The sequence below is a fragment of the Herbaspirillum sp. genome (assembly GCF_035644555.1).
Lineage (GTDB): Bacteria > Pseudomonadota > Gammaproteobacteria > Burkholderiales > Burkholderiaceae_D > Herbaspirillum.
Map to the genome: position 1 here is coordinate 168,059 of NZ_DASQOH010000012.1, position 21,831 is coordinate 189,889.

Genomic DNA, 21,831 nt, shown 5'->3' on the forward strand with positions numbered 1-21,831 from the left:
TAGCTATTGCAAAAACGCTTGTCAGGCCGCAGCCACCTGCTGTGCCGTCTTGTTGCGGTAGAGGATCAGGGTGGCGATCAGACCGCACACCGCAGCTGCGCTCATCCAGATGCCAGGCGCTGCCTTGTCGCCGGTGGCGTGGATCAGGCCGGTGGCGATGGCCGGGGTGAAGCCGCCGAAGACGGCGGTGGCCAGGCTGTAGGCCAGCGAGAAACCTGCGGTACGCACGTCGGCCGGCATCACTTCGGTCAGTGCCACCACCATCGCGCCGTTGTAGCTGGCGTAGAGGAAGGACAGCCACAGTTCCACGATCAGCATCTTGCCGAAGGTGGCGTCATGCACCAGCCAGTTCACGGCGGGGTAGGCGGTCAGGATGGTCAGTACGGTGAAGGCCACCAGGATGGGGCGGCGGCCGATGCGGTCCGACAGGGCGCCCATGATGGGCAGCCAGATGAAGTTGGACACGCCCACGCACAAGGTGACGATCAGGCTGGCCTCGGTGGACAGCTTCAGGACGTTCTTGCCGAAGGTCGGGGTGTAGACCGTGATCAGGTAGAACGACACGGTCGTCATCGACACCAGCATCATTCCGGCAATGACCAGCTTCCAGTTCTCGATCATGGAGCGGAAGATCTGGCCGGTGCTCGGACGATGCTTGCGGCGCATGAACTCTTCGGTTTCCTGCAGCGAGCGGCGGATCACGAACAGCACCGGCACGATCAGGCAGCCGATGAAGAAGGGAATGCGCCAGCCCCAGTCACCGACCTGGGCCGGGGTGAGGGTGGTCGAGAGTGCGTAGCCGATGGCGGCTGCCACGATGATGGCCACCTGCTGGCTGCCGGACTGCCAGCTCACGTAAAAGCCCTTGCGGCCGGGCGTGGCCATTTCGGCCAGGTAGACCGACACACCGCCCAGTTCCACGCCGGCCGAGAAGCCTTGCAGCAGGCGGCCGATCAGCACCAGCACGGGCGCCAGCGCGCCGATGGTGGCGTAGGAGGGGACAAAGGCGATCAGCATGGTGCCCAGCGCCATCAGGGCCAGGGTCACGATCAGGCCCTGGCGGCGACCGACGCGGTCCACGTAGGCGCCCAGGATGATGGCACCCAGCGGACGCATCAGGAAGCCGGCGCCAAAGGTCATGAAGGTCAGCATCATGGACGCGAACTCGTTGTCGCCCGGGAAGAAGGCCTTGGAGATGTGCGTCGCGTAGAAACCGAACAGGAAGAAATCGAACATTTCCATGAAGTTGCCGCTGGTAACCCGCAGCACCGTGGAAAACTTCGACGGCGAAGAAGTGGATGTCGTCATGATATGTGCCTCGTTATCAGTTGGGCGGACCGTGTTGCTTCCGGTCTTGCGCCTGTCTCGTCCCGCCATGCGGCAGGTTGTGTCAGGATCTTTTTTGTGGGGACAGCTATTGCGCCGCCGATTCTATGCCCGAATTCCCGACCATGGACCACCCCGACCCGGGATGGAAGCAAATATCGGTTTTTTCGATAGCTGGATGAAAGCTTGGGAAGCCATTCCTGGCAAAAAAGCCGCTTTCCGGCTTTCCCCTGCACTGCGTCAAGGCAGGCGGAGGATAGCTATGGTGCAATGCCGCATCGACCTCGTGCATGGTCTCCGATTTCCAACCTGTTGAAAGGTCTTCATGAAAACCGCCGTCTACAGCGCCCGCCGCTACGATCAGACCCTGCTCACGCGCGCCAATGCCGAATCCGGCGGAGCCCACGAACTGCTGTTCCTGCAGGACCGCCTGGATGCCGATACGGCGCAGCTGGCGGCAGGCTGCGAGGCGGTAGCGGCCTTCGTCAACGATGATCTCGGGGCAGCGGTGCTGGAACGCCTGGCCGGCCATGGTGTGCGCTTCATCACCACGCGCTCCACCGGCTTCAACCATATCGATATCGCCACCGCGCGGCGCCTTGGCATCACGGTGGCGCGGGTGGCCGATTATTCGCCGTATTCGGTGGCCGAGTTCGCAGTCGGGCTGCTGCTGGCGGTCAATCGCAAGATCGCCCGCGCCAGCATGCGCACACGCGAAGGGAATTTCGAGCTGGATGGGCTGATGGGCTTCGATCTGCACGGCAAGACCGTGGGCGTGATCGGTACCGGCAAGATCGGCGCTCTGTTTGCCCGCATCATGGCCGGCTTCGGCTGTACCCTGCTGGGCAGCGACGTGCATCGCAATCCCGATTTCGAAGCGCTGGGCGGACGGTACGTGGAGCGCGATGCGCTGCTGGCCGCGAGCGACGTGATTTCGCTGCATTGCCCGCTCACCGAGGCCACGCGTCATCTGGTCAACGCCCGGACCCTGGCCGCTGCCAAGCCCGGCTGCATCCTGGTCAATACCAGTCGCGGTGCGCTGGTGGATACGGAGGCGGCCATCGCGGCCCTCAAGAGCGGCCAGCTGCGCGGGCTGGCCATCGACGTCTACGAGCAGGAGGCCAGCCTGTTTTTCCAGGACCTGTCCTCGACCATCATCACCGATGACGTGATCCAGCGCCTGGTGTCCTTCCCCAACGTGATCGTGACTGGGCACCAGGCTTTCTTTACCGAAGAAGCGATTGCTCAGATCATGCAGACCACGGTAGCCAACCTGAACGATTTCGCCCGTGGCGGCAGCCTGGGCGAGCGGCTGGTGGCCTGATCACTGCGGCGTGTGGTGGGCATTGAGCAGGGAGCCCAACTGCTCGCCGATGCGGGGACGCAGATGCGCATGCACACGCTCGATGATCTGTTCGGCATCGGCGGCACCATAGGTCTGGGCCAGCTGGCGATGCAGGTCGAAGTGCAGATAAAGCAGGCCGCGCAGGCTCTGGAAGGCGGTTGGGTGTGACTGGCCGCAGATCTGTTCATTGTTGTCCATCACCTGGTTGAGTACGCCGGGATCGAACAGCCGGATCTGGCAGATCACGGCGAAGCGCACGATTTCCAGATCCAGGGCTTCCAGCTCCTGGGTCAGTTCCTCGGGGGTGTGGCGCTCGGCGCTGAGTTTTTCGGACATGACAATCTTTCGGTGGAGGAGGGAAGGCGCAGCTTAGCATTTGCTGCGTTGCGAAAAATTGTCGAAGATCAATCCTGCCCCGAGGGGCAGGCCTGTGTGGCCCTCAATGCGCCCTCAATGCAGCCTTCAATGCGCGCCGGCAGCCTGATCGGGAGGCTGATTTGCTGCGAAGCAGCGAGACGGTGGCCGTCCCGAGCCAGCCTGCCGGCAGGCGGCCTAGGCCGCTTCCACCATGGGATAGAAATCGCGGTTCTCGCGCCCGATGCGATCGAACAGCAACTTGAGCACCCGATTGGCGTCGGCGCGGAACAGTTCGGGCTGTTCGGCCACCCGCTGCGCGTCATTCCACTGGCGCGAGAACTGCGCATATTGCGCAGAGATTTCCTGCATCTCGTCCTGATACTGCCTGGCCTTGGCCGCCAGGGCAGGCGAAGCCTGCTGCATGGCCGGGTAGAGGTAGCGGTCTTCCACCGACAGGTGCAGTTTGATCACCGAACTCATGGCGATCACTTCGCGGGCGATGGCGCCGGCCTGTTCCGCGATGCCCTGGGCGCACAGGGTCTTGAGCTGTTGCACGTGACCGATGATGTCGGCGTGTTCACGCCGGTACTTGTCCAGATTCATAGGGGTTCCTTGTAAAGGGGCCTGCCGGAGCAGGCGCGGGAGTCGATTGGGGCGGCTTCATTCCAGCGCGGCGGCCGGTCCGAAGAACTCGTGGCGGGCCTGCGCGGTCGGCACGCCCAGCTCGACCAGGGCGTGCTTGATTGCTTTCATGAAGGGCTTGGGGCCGACGAAATAGGCGTCGACATCGCGTACCGGCGGCAGCCATTGCTGCAGCAGGGCGGTATCGATGAAACCCTGCGCATGCGGTGCAGTATCGCCCGGGCGGCTGTGCTCATAGCAGAAGCGCACCTGCAGTTGCGGATGACGGGCAGCCAGCTCTTCGACCTGGCGCCGGAAGGCATGCACCCCGGCGTGACGGGCAGCATGGATGAAGTACACCGGACGGCCACTGGGCAGGGCAGCCAGCAGCATCGTCATCATCGGAGTGATGCCCACACCGCCACTGATGAGCACCAGCGGCCTGAGGCCATCGGCCAGGGTGAATTCACCAGCGGGAGGGAACAGTTCGACCACCGAGCCGACATGGATCTGGTCGTGCAGTTGGCGCGACACCTTGCCGCTGGCTTCGCGCTTGACGCTGATGCGGTACTGCGCTGGCTGGCCGTTGGCGTGCAGCGGCGCCGACAGCGAATACTGGCGCCGCTGTTCCTCGCCATCGACGGTCATGCGCAGGCCGATGTACTGGCCCGGCGCGAAGTCCAGCAGCGCGCCGCCATCCTGGGGCATGAAGTAGAAGGATGTGATTTCTTCGCTCTCGGCCACCTTGCGCGTCACCACGAAAGGCCGGCCACCGCGCCAGCCGCCGGGCGCCTCGGCCTTGCTATCGTACTGCTGGCGCTCGGCACCGATGAGAATCTCGGCCAGCTGGCCGTAGGCGGCGCCCCAGGCGTCGATCACGGCGTCGGTGGCGATCTCGGCGCCCAGCACTTCACGGATGGCGCGCAGCAGGCAATCGCCGACCATGGGGTAGTGCTCCGGCATCACTTGCACGGCCACGTGCTTGTTGATGATCTGGGCCGCCAGCGGCCCCAGTTCTTCCAGCCGGTCGATGTGGCGGGCGTACATCAGCACGCCGTTGGCCAGCGCGCGTGGCTGGTCGCCGCTGGCCTGGTGGGTACGGTTGAACAGCGGACGCACCTGCGGGTAATCGCGCATGAGCATCTGGTAGAAGTGGGTGGTCAGGGCTTCGCCGCCGGATTCGAGCAGGGGAACGGTGGACTTGACGATGGCAAGCTGGGCTTCGGTCAACATGCTGGGCCTTTCAGGAGTGGAGGGATTAGCCGGAATACCGGTCTGCCCTCTGTATTACAAAAGACGTGCCACCGGCACATTCCAATAAAATCAGCAACTTACGGAACAATCCAGTTGTTTTGACCTGTGTTATAATGACTTCTATTCACTTTGTTGGTAGTCAATATGACTTCTAAAGCATTGCTCGATGCCTTGCTGCCGCTGGTGGCGGACCTCTCCAGCGAAATCGACGACCGCGAGCGTTACCGGCGCCTGCTGCACACCCTGCGCGCGCTCTTTCCCTGCGACGCGGCCGCGCTGTTGCGACTGGAAGGGGACGTGCTGGTACCGCTGGCCATCGACGGCCTCTCCGGCGATACCCTGGGACGGCGCTTCCGTATCGCCGACCACCCGCGTTTCGGCGTGCTGCTGGCCCATGCCGCGCCGACGCGATTTCCTTCCGATTCGGCCTTGCCCGATCCCTATGACGGCCTGGTGGACGGGCTCAACGACGTCCGCTCAGGAGAACTGGAAGTGCACGACTGCATGGGTTGCACCCTGACCGTCAACGGCCGGCCCTGGGGGCTGGTGACCTTGGACGCGCTTGGGCCGGGCCGCTTCGACGGGGTCGACATGGCATCGCTGCAGGCCTTCGCCGCGCTGGCGGCAGCCACCGTCAACGTGGCCGAGCGCATCAACCACCTGTCGCAGGCCGGTGAGCAGGCGCGCCAGCGCGCCGAGGCCTACCGCCTGGGGCTGGAAGAAAGCCGGGGCCGGCGCGAGCTGATCGGCCAGAGCCCGGCCCAGCGCCAGCTGATGGAAGAGATCCGCATGGCGGCCCCCAGCGACATGACAGTGCTGGTCAGCGGCGAAACCGGGACCGGCAAGGAACTGGTCGCGCATGCCCTGCACACGGCCTCGCCGCGCGCACACAAGCCCATGATCAGCCTGAACTGCGCCGCCTTGCCGGATACCCTGGTGGAAAGTGAATTGTTCGGTCACGTGCGCGGCGCTTTCTCGGGCGCGGTGGCCGACCGCCGGGGCAAGTTCGAGATGGCCGATGGTGGCACCCTGTTCCTGGATGAGGTCGGCGAATTGCCGCTGGCGGTGCAGGCCAAGCTGCTGCGGGTGCTGCAGAGTGGTCAGCTGCAGCGTGTAGGTTCCGACCGCGAACACCGGGTCGATGTGCGCCTGATCGCCGCCACCAACCGCGACCTGGCCGAGGAGGTCAAACGCGGCCACTTCCGGGCGGACTTCTACCACCGCCTGTCCGTGTTTCCGATCCGTGTGCCGCCCTTGCGCGAGCGTGGCCGCGATGTACTGCTGCTGGCCGGCTATTTCCTGGAGCAGAACCGCGCCCGGCTCGGCCTGACCAGCCTGCGCCTGTCTCCCGATGCACAACGCGCCCTGCTGGAGTATCCCTGGCCGGGCAATATCCGCGAACTGGAGCACCTGGTCGGGCGCAGCGCCTTGCGTGCCCTGGCAACCCATGCGGAGCGACCCGCCATCCTGACCCTGGATGCCACTGCACTGGAGCTCCATACGCCAGCGGCACGGTCGGCATCAGGGGAGATTGCCGCCGCAGCGCCGACCGGCACAGGGCAGGGCCAGGAAGCCAGGCCAACGGCATTGCGCGAGGCGGTCGAACGTTACGAGCGTGAGTTGGTCGGCGACAGCCTGCAGCGCCACCAGGGTAACCTGGCCGCAGCCGCGCGCGAGCTGGGGCTGGACCGGGCCAACCTGAACCGGCTGGCGCGTCGGCTGGGGCTGCGATAAGGGAGCCGGGACGGAGAGGGGCCGGGCAGGGCCATCGGATGCAGCTCCTGCGCTGGCCGCCGGTCCCATAGGAAACGGCCGCTCATTTCCGCTTGCCGACTGCGGGAAATGAGCGGCCGTGGCAGAGCGGGCCGGCCGCGAGGGCCGGACCTCTACGCGGGGCGGATTCAGGCCTGTTGCCGTTCTCCGTCCAGTTCCGCCAGTTGGCCGCGGATGCGGATGGCGGTCAGGTGGCGGGCGGCAGCGGCATCGTCGTTGACGTGTTGCAGGTCTTCCGGCGGTGCACTGATGGCCTTGACGGGAGCCCCTTGCTGCGGGCTGCTGGGTACGCCAGGGTTGAGTTGCGACATGATGATCTCCAAGGGATGAAAATCTTGTGCAGGCCCGCGGCCGAGAGGTCCGCAGGGCAGGGCTGCTCATTCCGGTCGACGGTCGTCCGGCCCCTGTCGGAGTGGTTGACGTCGAAACTATATGAATGATTTGGCAAGCCAGATGAGCACATATTAGCCGTTTTATGTGCGCTGCAACAGGTATCGTGCAACCTAAATTTCTGTAGGAAGGCCGGCAGGGTTGAGGCTGGGCAACGATTGCAGCCGGGCAGAGGGCCAGCAGAGCTTCATGAGGCTGGCTGGTTTGCTGCAAGGCAATGCAGAGGTGACGTCTTGTCCGCGAGGCATCCTGTCCTACGCCAGCTGCGGGTATTGGCCGATGCCGATGGTGGACGCGAGGCGCTAGTCTTTAAACAGGCCGTCATCTCTCGATGGCGGCGCCTCTCACGTCAACCGCAAGGAGTCGCAATGACCGAACGCAAGCACGACAATTCCAATACCTACAAGATCATCGAAGTGGTGGGCAGTTCGCCAAACAGTAGCGACGAAGCCATCCGCAATGCGCTGGCCGACGTCGTCAAGACGGTCAAGAATGTCGACTGGTTCGAAGTCACCCAGTGCCGGGGCCACGTCGAGAATGGCAGCATCGGCCATTTCCAGGTGGGCCTGAAGATCGGCTTCCGGGTGGAAGCCTGAGACTGGCTGTCGTCATGGGTGACGATTCCCGCCGGCTTGCCGCACTGCGGTCGCGCTGGCCCACGGATGAGGGATACAGGCAGGCAATGAGTTGCAGTGCCACATAGCGAGGCTCAATTTGCCCGCTGCCGCAGGGTCCATTACAGTGTCAGCACTTCACCTCACGCCTCGCAGCCCAACCTGCGGGGCGACTTCTGGCGTCGTCACCCCGTTTTCGCCGCGGTTTTCCGCGTTTGTCTCCGTTTGTCCTCCAGCGTGTCTTCCACGGCTGAGCCTGGTCAGCCCAGTCATCTACCGTGGACAGGCGGTGCGGGTTTTCGCCGCGCTGCAACAGTAGGATTCATCCTACGCCATCTCTGGCCGCTGTCCGATAGTGAGCGCACGTCCTGACCCGTATAACGTCAATCATCGGCGCTCAAAAGACTGTCCAGTCCAACATAACAACAAGGACGCGAGTTCGCCCCGGCCTCCGGATCAAGCCCGGCCGAGGAGATCACGCAATGCGATGCGACGAGCCAAGGGTGCTTTCCATCTCAGGTGCTTTCACACATTAGGGGTCCATCTTGCAAGCTCGAGTTCTGTTAGTCAGCTCGGAGGCCGTACCGCTCGTCAAGACCGGTGGCCTGGCCGACGTCATCACCGCTTTGGCGGTAGCGCTGCGCAAAGTCGGCATCGACGCCAGCATCCTCATGCCCGCCTATCCGGAGGCGGTGCGCAATCTCGGCGATACGGTACAGATCGGTCTCAAGCATGGACTGCCCGGCGGTGCCGGCCGGCTTCTGCATGGCACCATCCCCGGCACCGACGTGCCGGCCCTGCTGCTGGATACGGCGCGTTTCCGCCAGCGCGGCGCCAACCCCTATCTCGATGCCGATGGTGTGGAGTTCAGCGACAACGCGCTGTGCTTCGCGGACCTCTCGCATGCGGCCGTGGCCATCTGCGCCGGCGAGACCAGCCTGCCAGCCCCGCACGTGGTGCATGCCAATGACTGGCATGCCGGGCTGATTCCCTGCCTGCTCAAGCTGCGCGGGCTCGATCACATCGGCACCATGCTGACCATCCACAACCTGGCCTTCCAGGGCAACTTTGCGCTGTCCTCGGCTGAACAGATCGGCATTCCGCAGCATCTGCTGACCGGCGATGGCGTGGAATACTGGGGCAAGCTGTCCTTCCTCAAGGCCGGCATCCGCTTCTCCGATTGCGTCTCCACCGTCAGCCGCAACTACGCCGAAGAGATCATGACCCCGCGCTTCGGCTGCGGCATGGACGGCATCCTGTCCTTCCGCAAGCTGGACCTGCGTGCCATCCCTAATGCCATTGACGCCGAGCTATGGAACCCCGCTAACGATCCTTTGATCGCCCGAAATTTCAGCGTCGGCAACATGAAGGGCAAGTCTGCCTGCAAGCGTGATCTGCAAAAGCTGTTCGGCCTGCCGGTCGATCCCTTTGCACCGGTGATGGGCCTGGGCAGCCGCATCTCGCACCAGAAGATGGCCGATGTGGTCATCGAGGCACTGCCGGGCATCCTGGAGCGTCATCCGCGCCTGCAGGTGGTGGTGCTGGGCTGTGGTGACCATGAGTACGAAAACGCTTTCCTGGCACTCACCCGTCAATATCCCGGCCGCATTGCCGTGCACATCGGATATGACGAGCGTCGCGCCCATGCGCTGCATGCCGGCAGCGACATGCTCTTGCACCCGACCCGCTTCGAACCCTTCGGCCTCACGCCCCTGTACGCCATGCGCTACGGCGCCATCCCCATCGGTTCGCGGGTGGGCGGGCTGGTCGATACGGTGTGCGATGCCGACCTCGATTCCCAGCGTGCCACCGGTGTGCTGTTCGACGGCGACACCGCAGCCGACATGCAGCATGCCGTGGCACGCGCCTTTGCCTTGTATGCCGACAGTGAGCGCTGGCAGACCATCCAGCGCAACGCGATGGAGATCGAGTGCGACTGGGCCGGGCCTACCCGTGCCTATATCGAGGCCTATGCGCACGTGGCCGACATGGCCGTGCGGCCCCTGTTCGCGCCACGTCCGCTGCCGGTCGAGCGTCCCGCCGCCCAGATGGCCACTGCGCACGAGCGCATGGCCAGCATGGTCAGTCCGGCCGCAGCGATTGCAGCCGCCCTGGCCGGGGTGGTGGGGGCGCCGGCCGCAGTGGCGGCGGCTTGACCGCGCCCCCTGGCGACCTTTTTCGGCTGTTTCCTTGCCTGCCCGAGCACGTCCCGTGTGGACGCGCCAGGGGAGGTGTTTGCCGGCGCGCCGCTCCGCTGCGTGCTGGTTCTTGATTATCGATGTCTCGATCAACCCAGATAACAACAACAGGAGTGTGCATGTCCGGCATGTCTGTCATGGCGTATAGGGAATCCCTGGACTCTGCGGATTCGTCTACCGACGCCAGCTCGGCGCCCCCCCACCATGCCCCCGGCGCAAGCCCGGAGCAGTCCCTTCCTCCCCCTGAAAAAACCGCGCTGTCCCTGTCCTTTGAAGAGCAGGGCCTGCTGGAAGCCCTGCTGGCAGGGCGCCTGAACCAGCCTTTCTGCCTGCTCGGCCCCCGCTATGCGCGCGAGGCCAGCGGCGTGAGCGCCATCCGCTGCTTCCACCCTGGCGCCGAAGCGGTCCGTGTACGCTGCCGTCATAGCGGCGCGCTGTTGGGCGAGCTACAGCAATATCCGCTCAACGGTGCTCCCAGCGGCTTCTTCAGCGGCGTCGTCACCGGCCTGGAGCAGCGTCGCCACCAGGTCCCCTATGTGTTGGAAGTGGACTGGCATATTCCCGACGGCAACCGCAGTGTGCAGAGCACCGAAGATCCGTACGCCTTCGGCCTGTTGCTGGGCGAACTGGATTTGCACTTGCTGCAGGAAGGTCGCCATCGCCAGCTGGCCGACTGCCTGGGCGCGCGTCCGATGGAAATCGACGGCGTGCCCGGCACCCGCTTTGCCGTGTGGGCGCCCAATGCCGAGCGCGTCTCGGTGGTGGGTGACTTCAATCAGTGGGACGGACGCCGCCACGTGATGCGCCTGCGTCATGAGCCGGGCGTATGGGAACTGTTCATCCCGCGCATCGGCCCTGGCGATGTCTACAAATACGAAATCCTCGGCCGTGACGGCGTACTGCTGCCGCTCAAGGCCGACCCGGTGGCGCGCGCCACCGAGCCCCCGCCGGCCACCGCCTCGGTGGTGGCCGATGCCCGTCCCTATGTCTGGCAGGACCAGCAGTGGATGGCCGAACGCGCCCAGCGCCAGTCGCGCTCGGCGCCCATGTCCATCTACGAGGTGCATCCCGCCTCCTGGCGCCGCGTGCCGGAACAGGCGCATCGCAACCTCACCTGGGATGAACTGGCCGATGAGCTGATCCCCTATGTGGTCGGCATGGGTTTCACCCATATCGAACTGATGCCCGTGATGGAGCACCCCTTCGGCGGCTCCTGGGGCTACCAGCCGATCAGCATGTTCGCGCCCAGTGCCCGCTTCGGCAAACCGGAGCGCTTCGCCGCCTTCGTCGACCGTTGTCACCAGGCCGGCATCGGCGTGCTGCTGGACTGGGTGCCGGCGCATTTCCCCAGCGACCAGCACGGGCTGGCGCAGTTCGACGGCACCGCGCTGTACGAACACGCCGACCCCCGCGAAGGTTTCCATCAGGACTGGAATACCCTGATCTTCAACCTCGGCCGCAATGAGGTGCGCGGCTTCCTGATCGCCAGCGCCCTGGAGTGGCTGGAACACTTCCACGTCGACGGCCTGCGCGTGGACGCGGTGGCCTCCATGCTCTACCGCGACTACAGCCGCAAGTCCGGCGAGTGGGTACCCAACATCCATGGCGGCCGCGAAAACCTGGAAGCCGTGGCCTTCCTGCGCGAGCTCAACACCGTCGTGACCCAGCGCTGCCCGGGCGCGCTGATGATTGCCGAGGAATCCACCTCCTGGCCGGGCGTGACCGCCGAAGTCAGGGACGAGGCCGACCATCATGGCCTGGGCTTCCACTACAAGTGGAACATGGGCTGGATGAACGACACCCTGCGCTACATGCAGCATGACCCGCTGTTCCGCCGCTATCACCACCATGACATGACCTTCGGTCTGCTCTACGGCTTCTCGGAAAACTTCATCCTGCCGATCTCGCATGACGAAGTGGTGCACGGCAAGCGCGCCTTGCTCAACAAGATGCCGGGCGATGAATGGCGCCGCTTTGCCAACGTGCGCGCCTATTACGGCTTCATGTGGACGCATCCGGGCAAGAAGCTGCTCTTCATGGGCAGCGAGTTTGGCCAGCCCGATGAATTCGACCATGACAAGTCGCCGTACTGGCACCTGCTGGACGAGCATGGCGGCCACCCGGCCGGCCATCGCCAGCTGCGCCAGCTGGTCAGCGACCTGAACCATCTCTACCGCAGCGAACCGGCACTGCATCAGCGCGATTGCCGCGCCGACGGATTCTCCTGGGCGGTCGGTGACGACAGTGTCAACAGCGTGCTGGCCTACTTCCGCTACGCCGACGAGGGGCCACCGGTACTCATCGTGGTCAACCTGACCCCGGTGCCGCGCACCCACTACCGCATTGGCGTGCCACCCATCGCACCGGGCCAGCCCGGTATCTGGCGCGAAGTGCTCAATACCGATGCCGCCGTCTATGGCGGCAGCAACAGCGGCAACATGGGCCGGGTCGAGGTGCAGGACATGGGCTGGCATGGCCACCCCAACTCCATCGAACTGAACCTGCCGCCGCTGTCCACCCTGATCCTGCGTAGAGAGTCCTGAAATGAGTGTCGCCTTTCCTGATCGCCTGATGCCAGGCCTGCCTTACCCCCTGGGCGCCAGCTCTGATGGCCTGGGGGTCAATTTTGCGGTGTTCTCGGCCAACGCCACCCGCATGGATCTCTGCCTGTTCGACCCCTCCGGCAAGCGCGAACTCAAGCGCATCCAGCTCCCCGAATGCACCGACGAGGTGTGGCACGGCTACCTGCCAGGTGCCGCCCCGGGGCTGGTCTACGGCTTCCGCGCCCATGGCCCCTACGAACCCAACAAGGGCCATCGCTTCAACCCCAACAAGCTGCTGCTGGACCCCTATGCCAAGCGCCTGGTAGGCCAGGTGCGCTGGACTGATGCGCTCTACGGCTACCGCCTGCATTCGGCCCGCGCCGACCTGTCCTTCGACCGTCGCGACAGCGCGGCGGCCATGCCCAAGGCCATGGTCACCGAAGACGCCTTCGTCTGGGAGCATGACCGCCTGCCGCAGGTGCCGTGGAACAAGACCGTGATCTACGAGGCCCACGTCAAGGGCATCTCCAAGATGCGCGAAGACCTGCTGCCGCACGAACGCGGCACCTTCGCCGCGCTGTCCGATCCGGCCTTCATCGACCACCTGCTGCGGCTGGGCGTGACCACGCTGGAGCTCATGCCGGTGCATGCCTTCCTGCAGGACAGCTTCCTGGTCGAGCGTGGCCTGAGCAACTACTGGGGCTACAGCACGCTCTCGTATTTCGCGCCGGAGCCATCCTACATGTCCATGGGCGACCCCAACGAGCTGCGCATGGCCGTGCGACGCCTGCACAGCGCCGGCATCGAGGTCATCCTCGACGTCGTCTACAACCACACCAGCTGTGGCAGCGAACTGGGCCCCACGCTGTCCTTCCGTGGCCTGGACAACGCCAGCTACTTCCGTCTCATGCCGGGCCAGGAGCGCTATCACATCAACGACACCGGCTGTGGCAACACGCTGAACCTGTCACACCCTCGCGTGTTGCAAATGGTGCTGGATTCGCTGCGCTACTGGGCGCAGTCCTTCCATATCGATGGCTTCCGCTTCGACCTCGGCTCCACCCTGGGGCGCGAGCCGCATGGCTTCGATCCGGGTTCGGGCTTCTTCGATGCGCTGCTGCAGGACCCTGTGCTGTCGCGCCTGAAGCTCATTTCCGAACCCTGGGACATCGGCCCCGGCGGCTACCAGCTGGGCAACCATCCGGCCCGTTTCGGCGAATGGAACGACAAGTTCCGCGACGACATGCGCAAGTTCTGGAAGGGCGACGAGGCCATGCGCGGTGGTTTCGCCCAACGCATGCTGGGTTCGGCCGAGCTGTTCGAACACCATCGCCGCAAGCCCTGGGCCAGCATCAACTTCATCGCCTCGCACGACGGCTTCACCCTGCGTGACCTGGTCAGCTACAACGGCAAGCACAACGAGGCCAATGGCGAGAACAACAACGACGGCCACAACGACAATGCCAGCTACAACTGGGGGGCCGAAGGCGAGACCGACGATGCCGCCATCCAGGCCACCCGCGCCAATGTGCAACGCTCCATGCTGGCCTCGACCCTGCTGGCGCAGGGTACTCCGATGCTGCTGGCCGGCGACGAATTCAATCGCAGCCAGGGCGGCAACAACAATGCCTACTGCCAGGACAATGAAATCTCCTGGATCAACTGGGAGCAGGCCCGCTCGCCCGAGGGCGTCGCGCTGACCGCCTTCGTGGGCCGCGTCACCGCCATCCGCCGTGACTTCGAAGTCCTGCGTGCCAGCTATTTCCTGCATGGCGCGCAGATGGTGGCCGATGGCTTGCCGGATGTGGCCTGGTTCGACGAGGCGGCGCGCCCGGTCTCCAGCGAAGACTGGAACAACCCGGTGGCCCGCGCCATCACCCTGCAACTGGCAGGCAAACGCCAGGAACCGCACAAGCAACTGAGTTCGCGCATCCAGGATGCCGCCAATATCGATGCCCCCGGTGAAGCAACCGAGGCCACGCCGGACGTACTGATGATCTTCGTCAATGCCGGCCATGAGCCGATCCAGTTCCATTTCCCGCGCACCGAGGGCGAATATTGTCTGTTGCTGGACAGCGCTCAGCCTACCGGCATGCCGGAAGACGAAGGCGTTCCGGCCAGGCTGCCCGGCAGTGCCACGGTAGAGGTGCAGGCACACAGCCTGCAGGTCTTCGCCAATCGGCCCTTGCACCTGTCGTCGGCCATCTATCCGCTGGCGGCCAATGAATGGATTGCCCGCAACGAATGGGGAGAACGCGCATGACGGCCCGCTTTTCGCTGCCGCTGCCTTTTGGCGCCCAGGTCACGGCGCCTGGCCAGGTCCGTTTTCGCATCTGGGCACCTGGCGCGGATGCCGCTGCCGTGGAGATCACCGGAGGCGGCCGCCTGCCGATGTCACCCGATTCCGCGGCGCCGGGCTGGTACGTACTGGACACCGCCTGCGAACCCGGCACCCTCTATCGCTACGTCCTGCACTCAAAGGTGGAGGGCGAAGTCACCGTCCCCGATCCGGCCTCGCGCGGACAGGCCGGGGACGTCTTCGATCCCAGCGTGGTGGTGGATGCCCATGCCTACCAGTGGCAATACCCGCACTGGCAAGGCCGGCCCTGGGAAGAAACTGTGCTCTATGAGCTTCATCCCGGCGCCATGGGGGGCTTTGCCGGCATCCAGCAGCGCCTGGCGGAGCTGGCCGAGCTGGGCATCACCGCCATCGAACTGATGCCGGTGGCCGAGTTCCCCGGCGCCCACAACTGGGGTTATGACGGCGTGCTGCCCTTCGCCCCGGACGCCAGCTACGGCACGCCCGAACAACTCAAGGCGCTCATCGATACCGCACATGGCCTGGGGATGATGGTGTTCCTCGATGTGGTGTACAACCACTTCGGCCCGGCCGGCAACTATCTCAACAGCTACGCCCCGGAGTTCTTCCGGCATGACAGCAACACCCTGTGGGGGGCGACCATCGATTTCCGCCGCCCCGAGGTGGCCGATTTCTTTACCCTCAATGCGCTCTACTGGCTGCAGGAATACCGCTTCGACGGCCTGCGCCTGGATGCCGTGCACGCCATCTGCGAGCCGGACTGGCTGGTCAGCCTGGGCCATCGCATCCGCCAGGAGATCGGCACCGAACGTCACGTCCACCTGGTGCTGGAACACGACGGCAATGCCGCCCATCTGCTGGGCTATGGTGGCCAGGGCGAACAGGTCGCCGATCCCGACCAGGGGGAGGTGCGCACACGCACCAGCCATGTCTACGACGCCCAATGGAATGACGACGCACACCATGTCCTGCATGTGTTGTTGACCGGTGAAGACGGCGGCTACTACAGCGCCTACGCCGAACAGCCGGCCGAGAAGCTGGCGCGCTGCCTGCAGCAGGGCTTCGTCTACCAGGGCGAGGTCTCTCCGTACTCCGGGGAGCCCCGCGGCGAACCCAGCGCCGAGCTCCCGCCCACGGCCTTCGTCAACTTCCTGCAGAACCACGACCAGATCGGCAACCGCGCCTTCGGTGAACGGCTCACCGTGCTGGCCCACCCGCTGGCCTTGCATGCCGCGCAGGCCCTGATCCTGCTGGCACCGCAAGTGCCGATGCTGTTCATGGGCGAGGAATTCTGCGCCGTGCAGCCTTTCCTGTACTTCACCAGTCATCAGGACGAGGCCCTGGCCACGGCCGTGCGGGAAGGGCGGCGACGCGAGTTCTCCCGCTTCCCGCAATTCGCCGATCCGCAGTTGCTGGAGCAGATTCCCGATCCCAACAGCTTTGCCACTTTCGTTTCTTCCATCCCCGAGCCGGGTCCGGCACCGGGTTCGGCGGCCTGCCTGCGCCGCGTGGCCGAGCTGCTGCACATCCGCAAGCTGCATATCGCGCCCTACCTGCGCGGTGCGCGCGCGCTGGAGGCCCGTGCCATCGGGCCCAAGGCGGTGCAGGCGCGCTGGCGCCTGTCCAACGGCAGCGTGCTCAACATCACGGTGAACCTGGATGCAGCCCCGCTGCGGGAATCGCTGGAACACCTGGCCCACCCGGCCGGGGCCGATGTGCTCTTCGACAGCGGCGCCGTGCTGGAAACCCTGGCTGATGGCAGCTTACCGGCACACGCCATCCTCGCGCTGCGCGAGCCGGCAGAAACCGCCAGGAGTGCATCATGAGCGGCGCCGCCGTGCGCACTGCCGGCGCCTCAGTCGCATCCTCCCCGTCCGCGAAGGTCGGCCAGCGCGCCGCGCCCGCGCGCCAGGAAAACGATCTCTATCGGCTGGCGCGCCGCGCTGGCATCGCCGTGCACTGGACGGACGCCTATGACCAGCCCCAGGTCGTGCAGGAAGACGCCTTGCGCGCCATCCTGGCGGCGCTCGGGTTGCCCTGCGATACACCTGGCGACTGTCGCGACAGCCTGGCGCAGCTGGATCGGCAGCAGGCGGTCGGCTACCTGCCACCGCTGCTGACCGGCGTGCAGCACCAGCCGCTGACCCTGCCCATGCATTCGCGGCTGCACGGCCTGTCCTGCCGGGTCGAACTGGAAAACGGCGCGCGCCTGATGCTGTTGATTTCGTCCGACCTGAACCGGCCGCCCACCTTGCCGCCCATCGATGTCCCGGGCTACCACCGGTTGCTGGTGGCCGGTCACATTCTGACCCTGGCCATTGCCCCGGCCCGCTGCTATACCATCGCCGATACCCTGGCCGAGCGCGGCAAGGGACGCGGCTGGGCGCTGGCTGGGCAGGTCTACGGCCTGCGCAGCGAGAGCCTGAACCCGGCCCGCAAAATCTATGGCGATGGCGGCATCGGCCACTTCGGCGCGCTGGCGGCGCTGGCGCACAGCGCCGCCGAATATGGCGCGGCTGCGCTGGCGATGTCGCCGCTGCACGCAATGTTCGCCGCTGACCCCGGGCGCAGCAGTCCGTATTCCCCCTCCAGCCGGCTGTTCCTCAATCCCTACCTGATCGACCCGGCCGGCATCCTTGGCGAAGAGGCCCAGGCCCAGGTGCTGGTCGAGGGCGGCTCGGAAATGATCGCCGCCCATGAACGCCTTCAGCAGGCCAGCCTGATCGACTGGCCGCGCGCCGGTGCGCACCGGCTGACCCTGCTGCGTCGGCTGTATGCGCTGTTCCGCACCGAGCAGGCAGGCCAAGCGGCCCAGCAGGCGGCCTTCGCCGCCTTCGTCGCCGAGGGCGGGGCGGCTTTGCGTGCCCATGCCCTGTACGAAGCCTACAGCCAGCATCTGGCTGACCAGGGTGCGGTCGGCTATTGCGACTGGCGCCAGTGGGGCCCGGCGGGTCTGCATCCGGATACCCCCGAGATGCGCGCCTTCGCCAGTGAGCACGCCGGCGAAATCGACTTTCACCTGTTCCTGCAATGGCAGGCGGCGCGTCAGCTGGGACAGGCCCAGCAATGCGCGCGCGCGGCCGGCATGCCCATCGGACTGATCGCCGATCTTGCAGTCGGTGCCGACAATGGCGGCAGCCAGGCCTGGAGCCATCAGGCCGAGATCGCCGCCGGCCTGACCGTGGGCGCGCCGCCGGATCGCCTGGCCCCGCAAGGCCAGAACTGGGGGCTGGGCGCGTTCTCGCCACTGGCCCTGCGCCGCACCGGCTACCAGGGTTACCTGGCGATGCTGCGCGCCTGCTTCGCCCAGGGCGGCGGCGTGCGCATCGACCACGTGCTTGGCTTGAACCGCCTCTGGCTGGTACCGCAAGGACGGGACGCCGATGCGGGTGCCTACGTCAGCTATCCGCAGCAGGACCTGCTGCGCCTGATCGCGCTCGAATCCTGGCGCCACCGCGCGGTGGTCATCGGTGAAGACCTGGGTACGGTGCCACCCGGCTTCGACCAGGCACTGGATACGGCGGGCGTGGCCGGCATCCGCGTGCTTTGGTTCCAGCGTGACAAAACCGGTTTCCTGCCGCCGGCCGACTGGTCGGATCAGGCCATTGCCGTGACGACTACGCACGACCTGCCCACCGTGGCCGGATGGTGGTCCGGTGCCGACATCGCCTGGCGCGACCGTCTGGGCCAATTGGATGAAGGCGTGGCCGCCGCGCAGGAACAGCGCAGCCAGGATCGCCGCCAGCTTTGGCACAGTCTGGTGGAGCAGGGATGGGCCAGCGGTCCCTTGCCCGAATTGACGCAGGCCGTCGTCGAGGAGGTGTCGGAAGAACGCCATCCTGCCACCCTGGAAGACTGCGCCATCGCCGTCGACGCCGCGCTTGAGATGGTGGCCGCCACCCCTTCACCGCTGGCCGTGGTGCCGGTGGAAGACATCCTCGGCCTGACCCAGCAACCCAATCTGCCCGGCCTGACCGACCCTCACCCCAACTGGCGCCGCCGCCTGCCGGCCGATACGCCACAGCTGTTTGCCGCCTATGCCGCCCGGGCCAGGCTGGAACGCCTGCGCCGTGTGCGCGGCTGCGGCCCCAAGGAGACCTGATGCCCGACCCGACCGCACCCCATCCGCATGGTGACCGCAGTGACCGCCGTGAGCGCAATGACATCCCGCGCGCCACCGCACGTCTGCAACTGCATCGCGATTTCCGTTTCGAACATGCCGCCGAGGTGGTGGATTACTACCATCGCCTGGGTGTCAGCCATTACTACCTGTCACCCATTCTGGTAGCCCGTCCCGGTTCCACCCATGGATACGATGTGGTGGACGCCACCCGCATCAACCCCGAACTGGGCGGCGAGAAAGGCCTGCGCCAGCTGTGCCAGCGTCTGCATGCCAAGGACATGGGGGTGATCGTCGACATCGTCCCCAATCACATGGCCGTCGGCCAACACAATGCCTGGTGGCAGGATGTGCTGCGCTGGGGCCGTCACAGCCACCACGCCGACTGGTTCGACATCGAATGGGACAGTGCCGACCCGACCCTGGCCGGCAAGGTCCTGCTGCCTTTCCTCGGCCAGCCCTATGCCGAGGCACTGGAAGCCGGCGAACTGGTGCTACGCCTGGATACCGAACGGGGCGAGCTCTACGTGGCGCACCACGACAACGTGTTCCCCCTGGCCATGCAAGACCACGCCGTGGTGCTGGAGACCGCCGGCAGCCCACGTCTGGCGGAGCTCATCAGCGCCTTCCAGGCGGTCGAAGCCGGTCACCCCGAGCAGTACCGCCAGGCAGCGGAGGCCTGCAATCTGATGCGCAGCCTGGCCGCCGACCCCGATGCGCTGGCCGACATCGACGCGGCTCTGGCGGCCTTCTCCGCCGTGCAGCCGCATGGACGTAGCGCCATGCACGAACTGCTGGAACGCCAACATTACCGCCTGGCCTACTGGCGCAATGCGGCTGACGAAATCAACTGGCGCCGCTTCTTCGAAGTCAGCGAGCTGGTCGGCATGCGGGTCGAACGGGAGGATGTATTCGAGGCCATGCACGCCGAGATCTTCCGCCTCTATGGGGAAGGCCTCATCGACGGTCTACGCCTGGACCACATCGACGGGCTGACCGACCCGGCCGCCTATTGCCATCGCCTGCGGGCGCGCCTGCGCAGTCTGCGGCCCGATCACGAACCCTATCTGATCGCCGAAAAAATCCTGGCCGGCGACGAGATGTTGCCGCCCGGCTGGGCGCTCGATGGCAGCACCGGCTATGAATTCATGGACCAGTGCGCCGCCGTCCTGCACGACGGCGAAGGCGAACCGGTGCTGGACGAGCTGTGGCGCGACATCGTCGGCGAAGTGACGCCAACGGTGGATCACATGCAGGGCCATGCGGCGGGCGAGCTCAGCCATTTCCCGACCATCGTGCAGCAGGCGCGCCGCAGTTTTCTGGTGCGCAATTTCGCCGCCGAATTCAATGCCCTCACGCACTGCCTGCACCAGCTCGCCCGCACGGCAACGCAGACCCGCGACCTGACACTGATGTCCATCCGTCGCTGCGTGGCCGAATTGCTGGTGCATTTCCCGGTCTATCGCACCTACGCCAACGCCGAAGGCATGCCCGCCCTGGACCGTGAACTGCTGGCCCGCACCGCCCGCACGGCGGCGACCACCCTGCACGCCGCCGACCACCCGACGCTGCATGTGGTGGAAGGCTGGCTGGGCGGGGATCTGCTGCTCAATAGCAGCGATGCCCGCCGCCGCGCATTGCAACTGCGCGCCATCGCCCGCTTCCAGCAACTGACGCCGCCGCTGACGGCCAAGTCCATGGAAGACACCGCCTTCTATCGCTATGGGCGCCTGCTGTCGCGCAACGAAGTGGGCGCCGAACCGGCCCACCTCTCGCTCTCCGTGGCGCACTTCCACCAACTGGCTGCGCGCCGCGCCGAACAGACGCCCTACAGCCTGCTGGCCACCGGCACGCACGACCACAAGCGTGGCGAAGATGCGCGCATGCGCCTGGCCGCGCTCTCCGAGATCGCTGAGGAATGGGCCACCGTACTGCGCCACTGGCATCAACTCAACGCCCCCATCGTCGCAGCCACCGCCGGCCCGCAGGGCGGCATCGACGCCGTCGACGAAAGCATGCTCTACCAGACGCTGGTGGGTGCCTGGCCCGATGGCATGCGTGCCGGCGACGACGACTTGAGCGCCCTGGGCCAACTGGCCGAACGCGTCATCGAATGGCAGCGCAAGGCCCTGCGCGAAGCCAAGCGGCGCAGCGACTGGGTGGCGCCCCAGCAGGACTATGAAGAAGCCTGCGAACGCTTCACCCGCGCCTTGCTATGCGACCCCGGACTGGACCCGCGCCATCATCCCTTCCTCACCGAACTGGAAGACTTCGTCCGTCGCCTGGGACCGCTGGGCGCCATCAACAGCCTGTCGCAGACCATGCTCAAGCTGGCCAGCCCAGGGGTGCCGGACTTTTACCAGGGCAGCGAGCTCTGGGACCTGAGCATGGTCGACCCCGACAATCGCCGACCGGTGGATTTCGCCCTGCGCGCCCGTCGCCTGGACGAGGCGACCAGTCGCCCGGTCTCCCTGCGCGAATGGCAGAGCGGCGGCGCCAAGCAGCAACTGATCCATGCGGTGTTGCAGTACCGGCGCCGGCATGCGCCACTCTTCGCCGATGGTGGATACATCCCCCTTACCGCCCATGGCAAGCTGGCGCGTCACGTCATCGCCTTTGCCAGATTGCTGCCGGTGGAGCAGGGCGATGAAGCGCAGGGCCTGCAGGCGGTGGTCGTCATCTGTACCCGACTGGCGGGCCACCTGCTGTCCTTCGAAGGTCGTCGTGAAGAGGCCTTGCCGCTGATCTCTGCCCAGGCCTGGGGCGATACCAGCATCGCGCTCCCGCAGTCGCTGTCGCATGCGGCCGGGCAAGGCATGCGCCTCTGGCGCAGCGTGCTCACCAGCGGCCAGGGTCAGCTGGAGGAATGCGCGATGCCTGATGGCGAACGGGGTGGCAACATCGCCGTGGCGGAGATTCTGGGGAGTTTGCCGGTGGAGATGCTGGAGTTGCATCTGGAGTGAGGGAAGG

14 protein-coding genes are annotated in these 21,831 nt (G+C 65.6%); 9 read left to right on the forward strand and 5 right to left on the reverse strand.

What is annotated here, in order from left to right:
• Positions 1-21: 21 nt before the first annotated feature.
• The gene (locus VE092_RS04650; RefSeq protein ID WP_324874273.1) at positions 22-1,308 is read right to left on the reverse strand and encodes an MFS transporter; all 1,287 of its coding nucleotides are present in this window, start codon (positions 1,306-1,308) and stop codon (positions 22-24) included.
• Between the two features lie 343 nt (positions 1,309-1,651).
• Between VE092_RS04650 and VE092_RS04655 the strand changes: the two genes are divergently transcribed.
• Complete coding sequence (locus VE092_RS04655; RefSeq protein ID WP_324874275.1) at positions 1,652-2,650, forward strand: 2-hydroxyacid dehydrogenase; 999 nt, start codon at positions 1,652-1,654, stop codon at positions 2,648-2,650.
• Here VE092_RS04655 and VE092_RS04660 read toward each other — a convergent pair whose 3' ends face one another.
• The 3 genes from VE092_RS04660 to hmpA form a co-directional block, all read right to left on the reverse strand.
• A complete protein-coding gene (locus VE092_RS04660) occupies positions 2,651-3,007 on the reverse strand; it encodes a hypothetical protein (RefSeq protein ID WP_324874277.1) in 357 nt (118 codons plus the stop codon).
• A gap of 216 nt (positions 3,008-3,223) precedes the next feature.
• A complete protein-coding gene (locus VE092_RS04665) occupies positions 3,224-3,631 on the reverse strand; it encodes a hemerythrin domain-containing protein (RefSeq protein ID WP_324874279.1) in 408 nt (135 codons plus the stop codon).
• 57 nt (positions 3,632-3,688) lie between these two features.
• The gene (gene hmpA, locus VE092_RS04670) at positions 3,689-4,882 is read right to left on the reverse strand and encodes an NO-inducible flavohemoprotein (protein WP_324874281.1); all 1,194 of its coding nucleotides are present in this window, start codon (positions 4,880-4,882) and stop codon (positions 3,689-3,691) included.
• 165 nt (positions 4,883-5,047) lie between these two features.
• On the opposite strand from hmpA, the gene norR reads away from it, so the two are divergent.
• Complete coding sequence (gene norR / locus VE092_RS04675; protein WP_324874283.1) at positions 5,048-6,637, forward strand: nitric oxide reductase transcriptional regulator NorR; 1,590 nt, start codon at positions 5,048-5,050, stop codon at positions 6,635-6,637.
• Positions 6,638-6,804: 167 nt separating this feature from the next.
• On the opposite strand, the gene VE092_RS04680 is transcribed toward norR, so the two are convergent.
• On the reverse strand, positions 6,805-6,987 hold the full coding sequence (locus tag VE092_RS04680; protein ID WP_324874286.1) for a hypothetical protein: 183 nt from the start codon (positions 6,985-6,987) through the stop codon (positions 6,805-6,807).
• A 447-nt stretch (positions 6,988-7,434) separates the two neighbouring features.
• Here VE092_RS04680 and VE092_RS04685 point away from each other — a divergent pair, with 447 nt between their 5' ends.
• From VE092_RS04685 to treY, 7 genes are all read left to right on the forward strand, one after another.
• On the forward strand, positions 7,435-7,662 hold the full coding sequence (locus VE092_RS04685) for a dodecin (protein ID WP_324874288.1): 228 nt from the start codon (positions 7,435-7,437) through the stop codon (positions 7,660-7,662).
• Between the two features lie 563 nt (positions 7,663-8,225).
• Positions 8,226-9,836, forward strand: coding sequence for a glycogen synthase GlgA (gene glgA, locus VE092_RS04690; RefSeq protein WP_324874291.1), 1,611 nt, complete (start codon positions 8,226-8,228; stop codon positions 9,834-9,836).
• Positions 9,837-9,997: 161 nt separating this feature from the next.
• Complete coding sequence (glgB, locus tag VE092_RS04695) at positions 9,998-12,421, forward strand: 1,4-alpha-glucan branching protein GlgB (protein ID WP_324874293.1); 2,424 nt, start codon at positions 9,998-10,000, stop codon at positions 12,419-12,421.
• Between the two features lies 1 nt (position 12,422).
• Positions 12,423-14,684: a glycogen debranching protein GlgX gene (gene glgX / locus VE092_RS04700; protein ID WP_324874295.1), complete on the forward strand. Its 2,262-nt coding sequence runs from the start codon at positions 12,423-12,425 to the stop codon at positions 14,682-14,684.
• Positions 14,681-16,567, forward strand: a complete 1,887-nt coding sequence (gene treZ / locus VE092_RS04705; protein ID WP_324874297.1) for a malto-oligosyltrehalose trehalohydrolase — start codon at positions 14,681-14,683, stop codon at positions 16,565-16,567. Before glgX ends, treZ begins: the two co-directional genes overlap by 4 nt.
• Positions 16,564-18,843, forward strand: a complete 2,280-nt coding sequence (malQ, locus tag VE092_RS04710; protein ID WP_324874299.1) for a 4-alpha-glucanotransferase — start codon at positions 16,564-16,566, stop codon at positions 18,841-18,843. Before treZ ends, malQ begins: the two co-directional genes overlap by 4 nt.
• Entirely contained in the window at positions 18,843-21,824 is a 2,982-nt protein-coding gene (gene treY / locus VE092_RS04715; RefSeq protein ID WP_324874301.1) for a malto-oligosyltrehalose synthase, read from the forward strand. The genes malQ and treY overlap by 1 nt, the downstream gene beginning before the upstream one ends.
• Positions 21,825-21,831 lie beyond the last annotated feature (7 nt).

Excerpts from the sequence above, each read along its gene's own strand:
- VE092_RS04650 (WP_324874273.1), bottom strand. The coding sequence starts at position 1,308 with ATGACGACATCCACTTCTTCGCCGTCGAAGTTTTCCACGGTGCTGCGG.
- VE092_RS04655 (WP_324874275.1), top strand. The coding sequence starts at position 1,652 with ATGAAAACCGCCGTCTACAGCGCCCGCCGCTACGATCAGACCCTGCTC.
- VE092_RS04660 (WP_324874277.1), bottom strand. The coding sequence starts at position 3,007 with ATGTCCGAAAAACTCAGCGCCGAGCGCCACACCCCCGAGGAACTGACC.
- VE092_RS04665 (WP_324874279.1), bottom strand. The coding sequence starts at position 3,631 with ATGAATCTGGACAAGTACCGGCGTGAACACGCCGACATCATCGGTCAC.
- hmpA (WP_324874281.1), bottom strand. The coding sequence starts at position 4,882 with ATGTTGACCGAAGCCCAGCTTGCCATCGTCAAGTCCACCGTTCCCCTG.
- norR (WP_324874283.1), top strand. The coding sequence starts at position 5,048 with ATGACTTCTAAAGCATTGCTCGATGCCTTGCTGCCGCTGGTGGCGGAC.
- VE092_RS04680 (WP_324874286.1), bottom strand. The coding sequence starts at position 6,987 with ATGTCGCAACTCAACCCTGGCGTACCCAGCAGCCCGCAGCAAGGGGCT.
- VE092_RS04685 (WP_324874288.1), top strand. The coding sequence starts at position 7,435 with ATGACCGAACGCAAGCACGACAATTCCAATACCTACAAGATCATCGAA.
- glgB (WP_324874293.1), top strand. The coding sequence starts at position 9,998 with ATGTCCGGCATGTCTGTCATGGCGTATAGGGAATCCCTGGACTCTGCG.
- glgX (WP_324874295.1), top strand. The coding sequence starts at position 12,423 with ATGAGTGTCGCCTTTCCTGATCGCCTGATGCCAGGCCTGCCTTACCCC.
- treZ (WP_324874297.1), top strand. The coding sequence starts at position 14,681 with ATGACGGCCCGCTTTTCGCTGCCGCTGCCTTTTGGCGCCCAGGTCACG.
- malQ (WP_324874299.1), top strand. The coding sequence starts at position 16,564 with ATGAGCGGCGCCGCCGTGCGCACTGCCGGCGCCTCAGTCGCATCCTCC.
- treY (WP_324874301.1), top strand. The coding sequence starts at position 18,843 with ATGCCCGACCCGACCGCACCCCATCCGCATGGTGACCGCAGTGACCGC.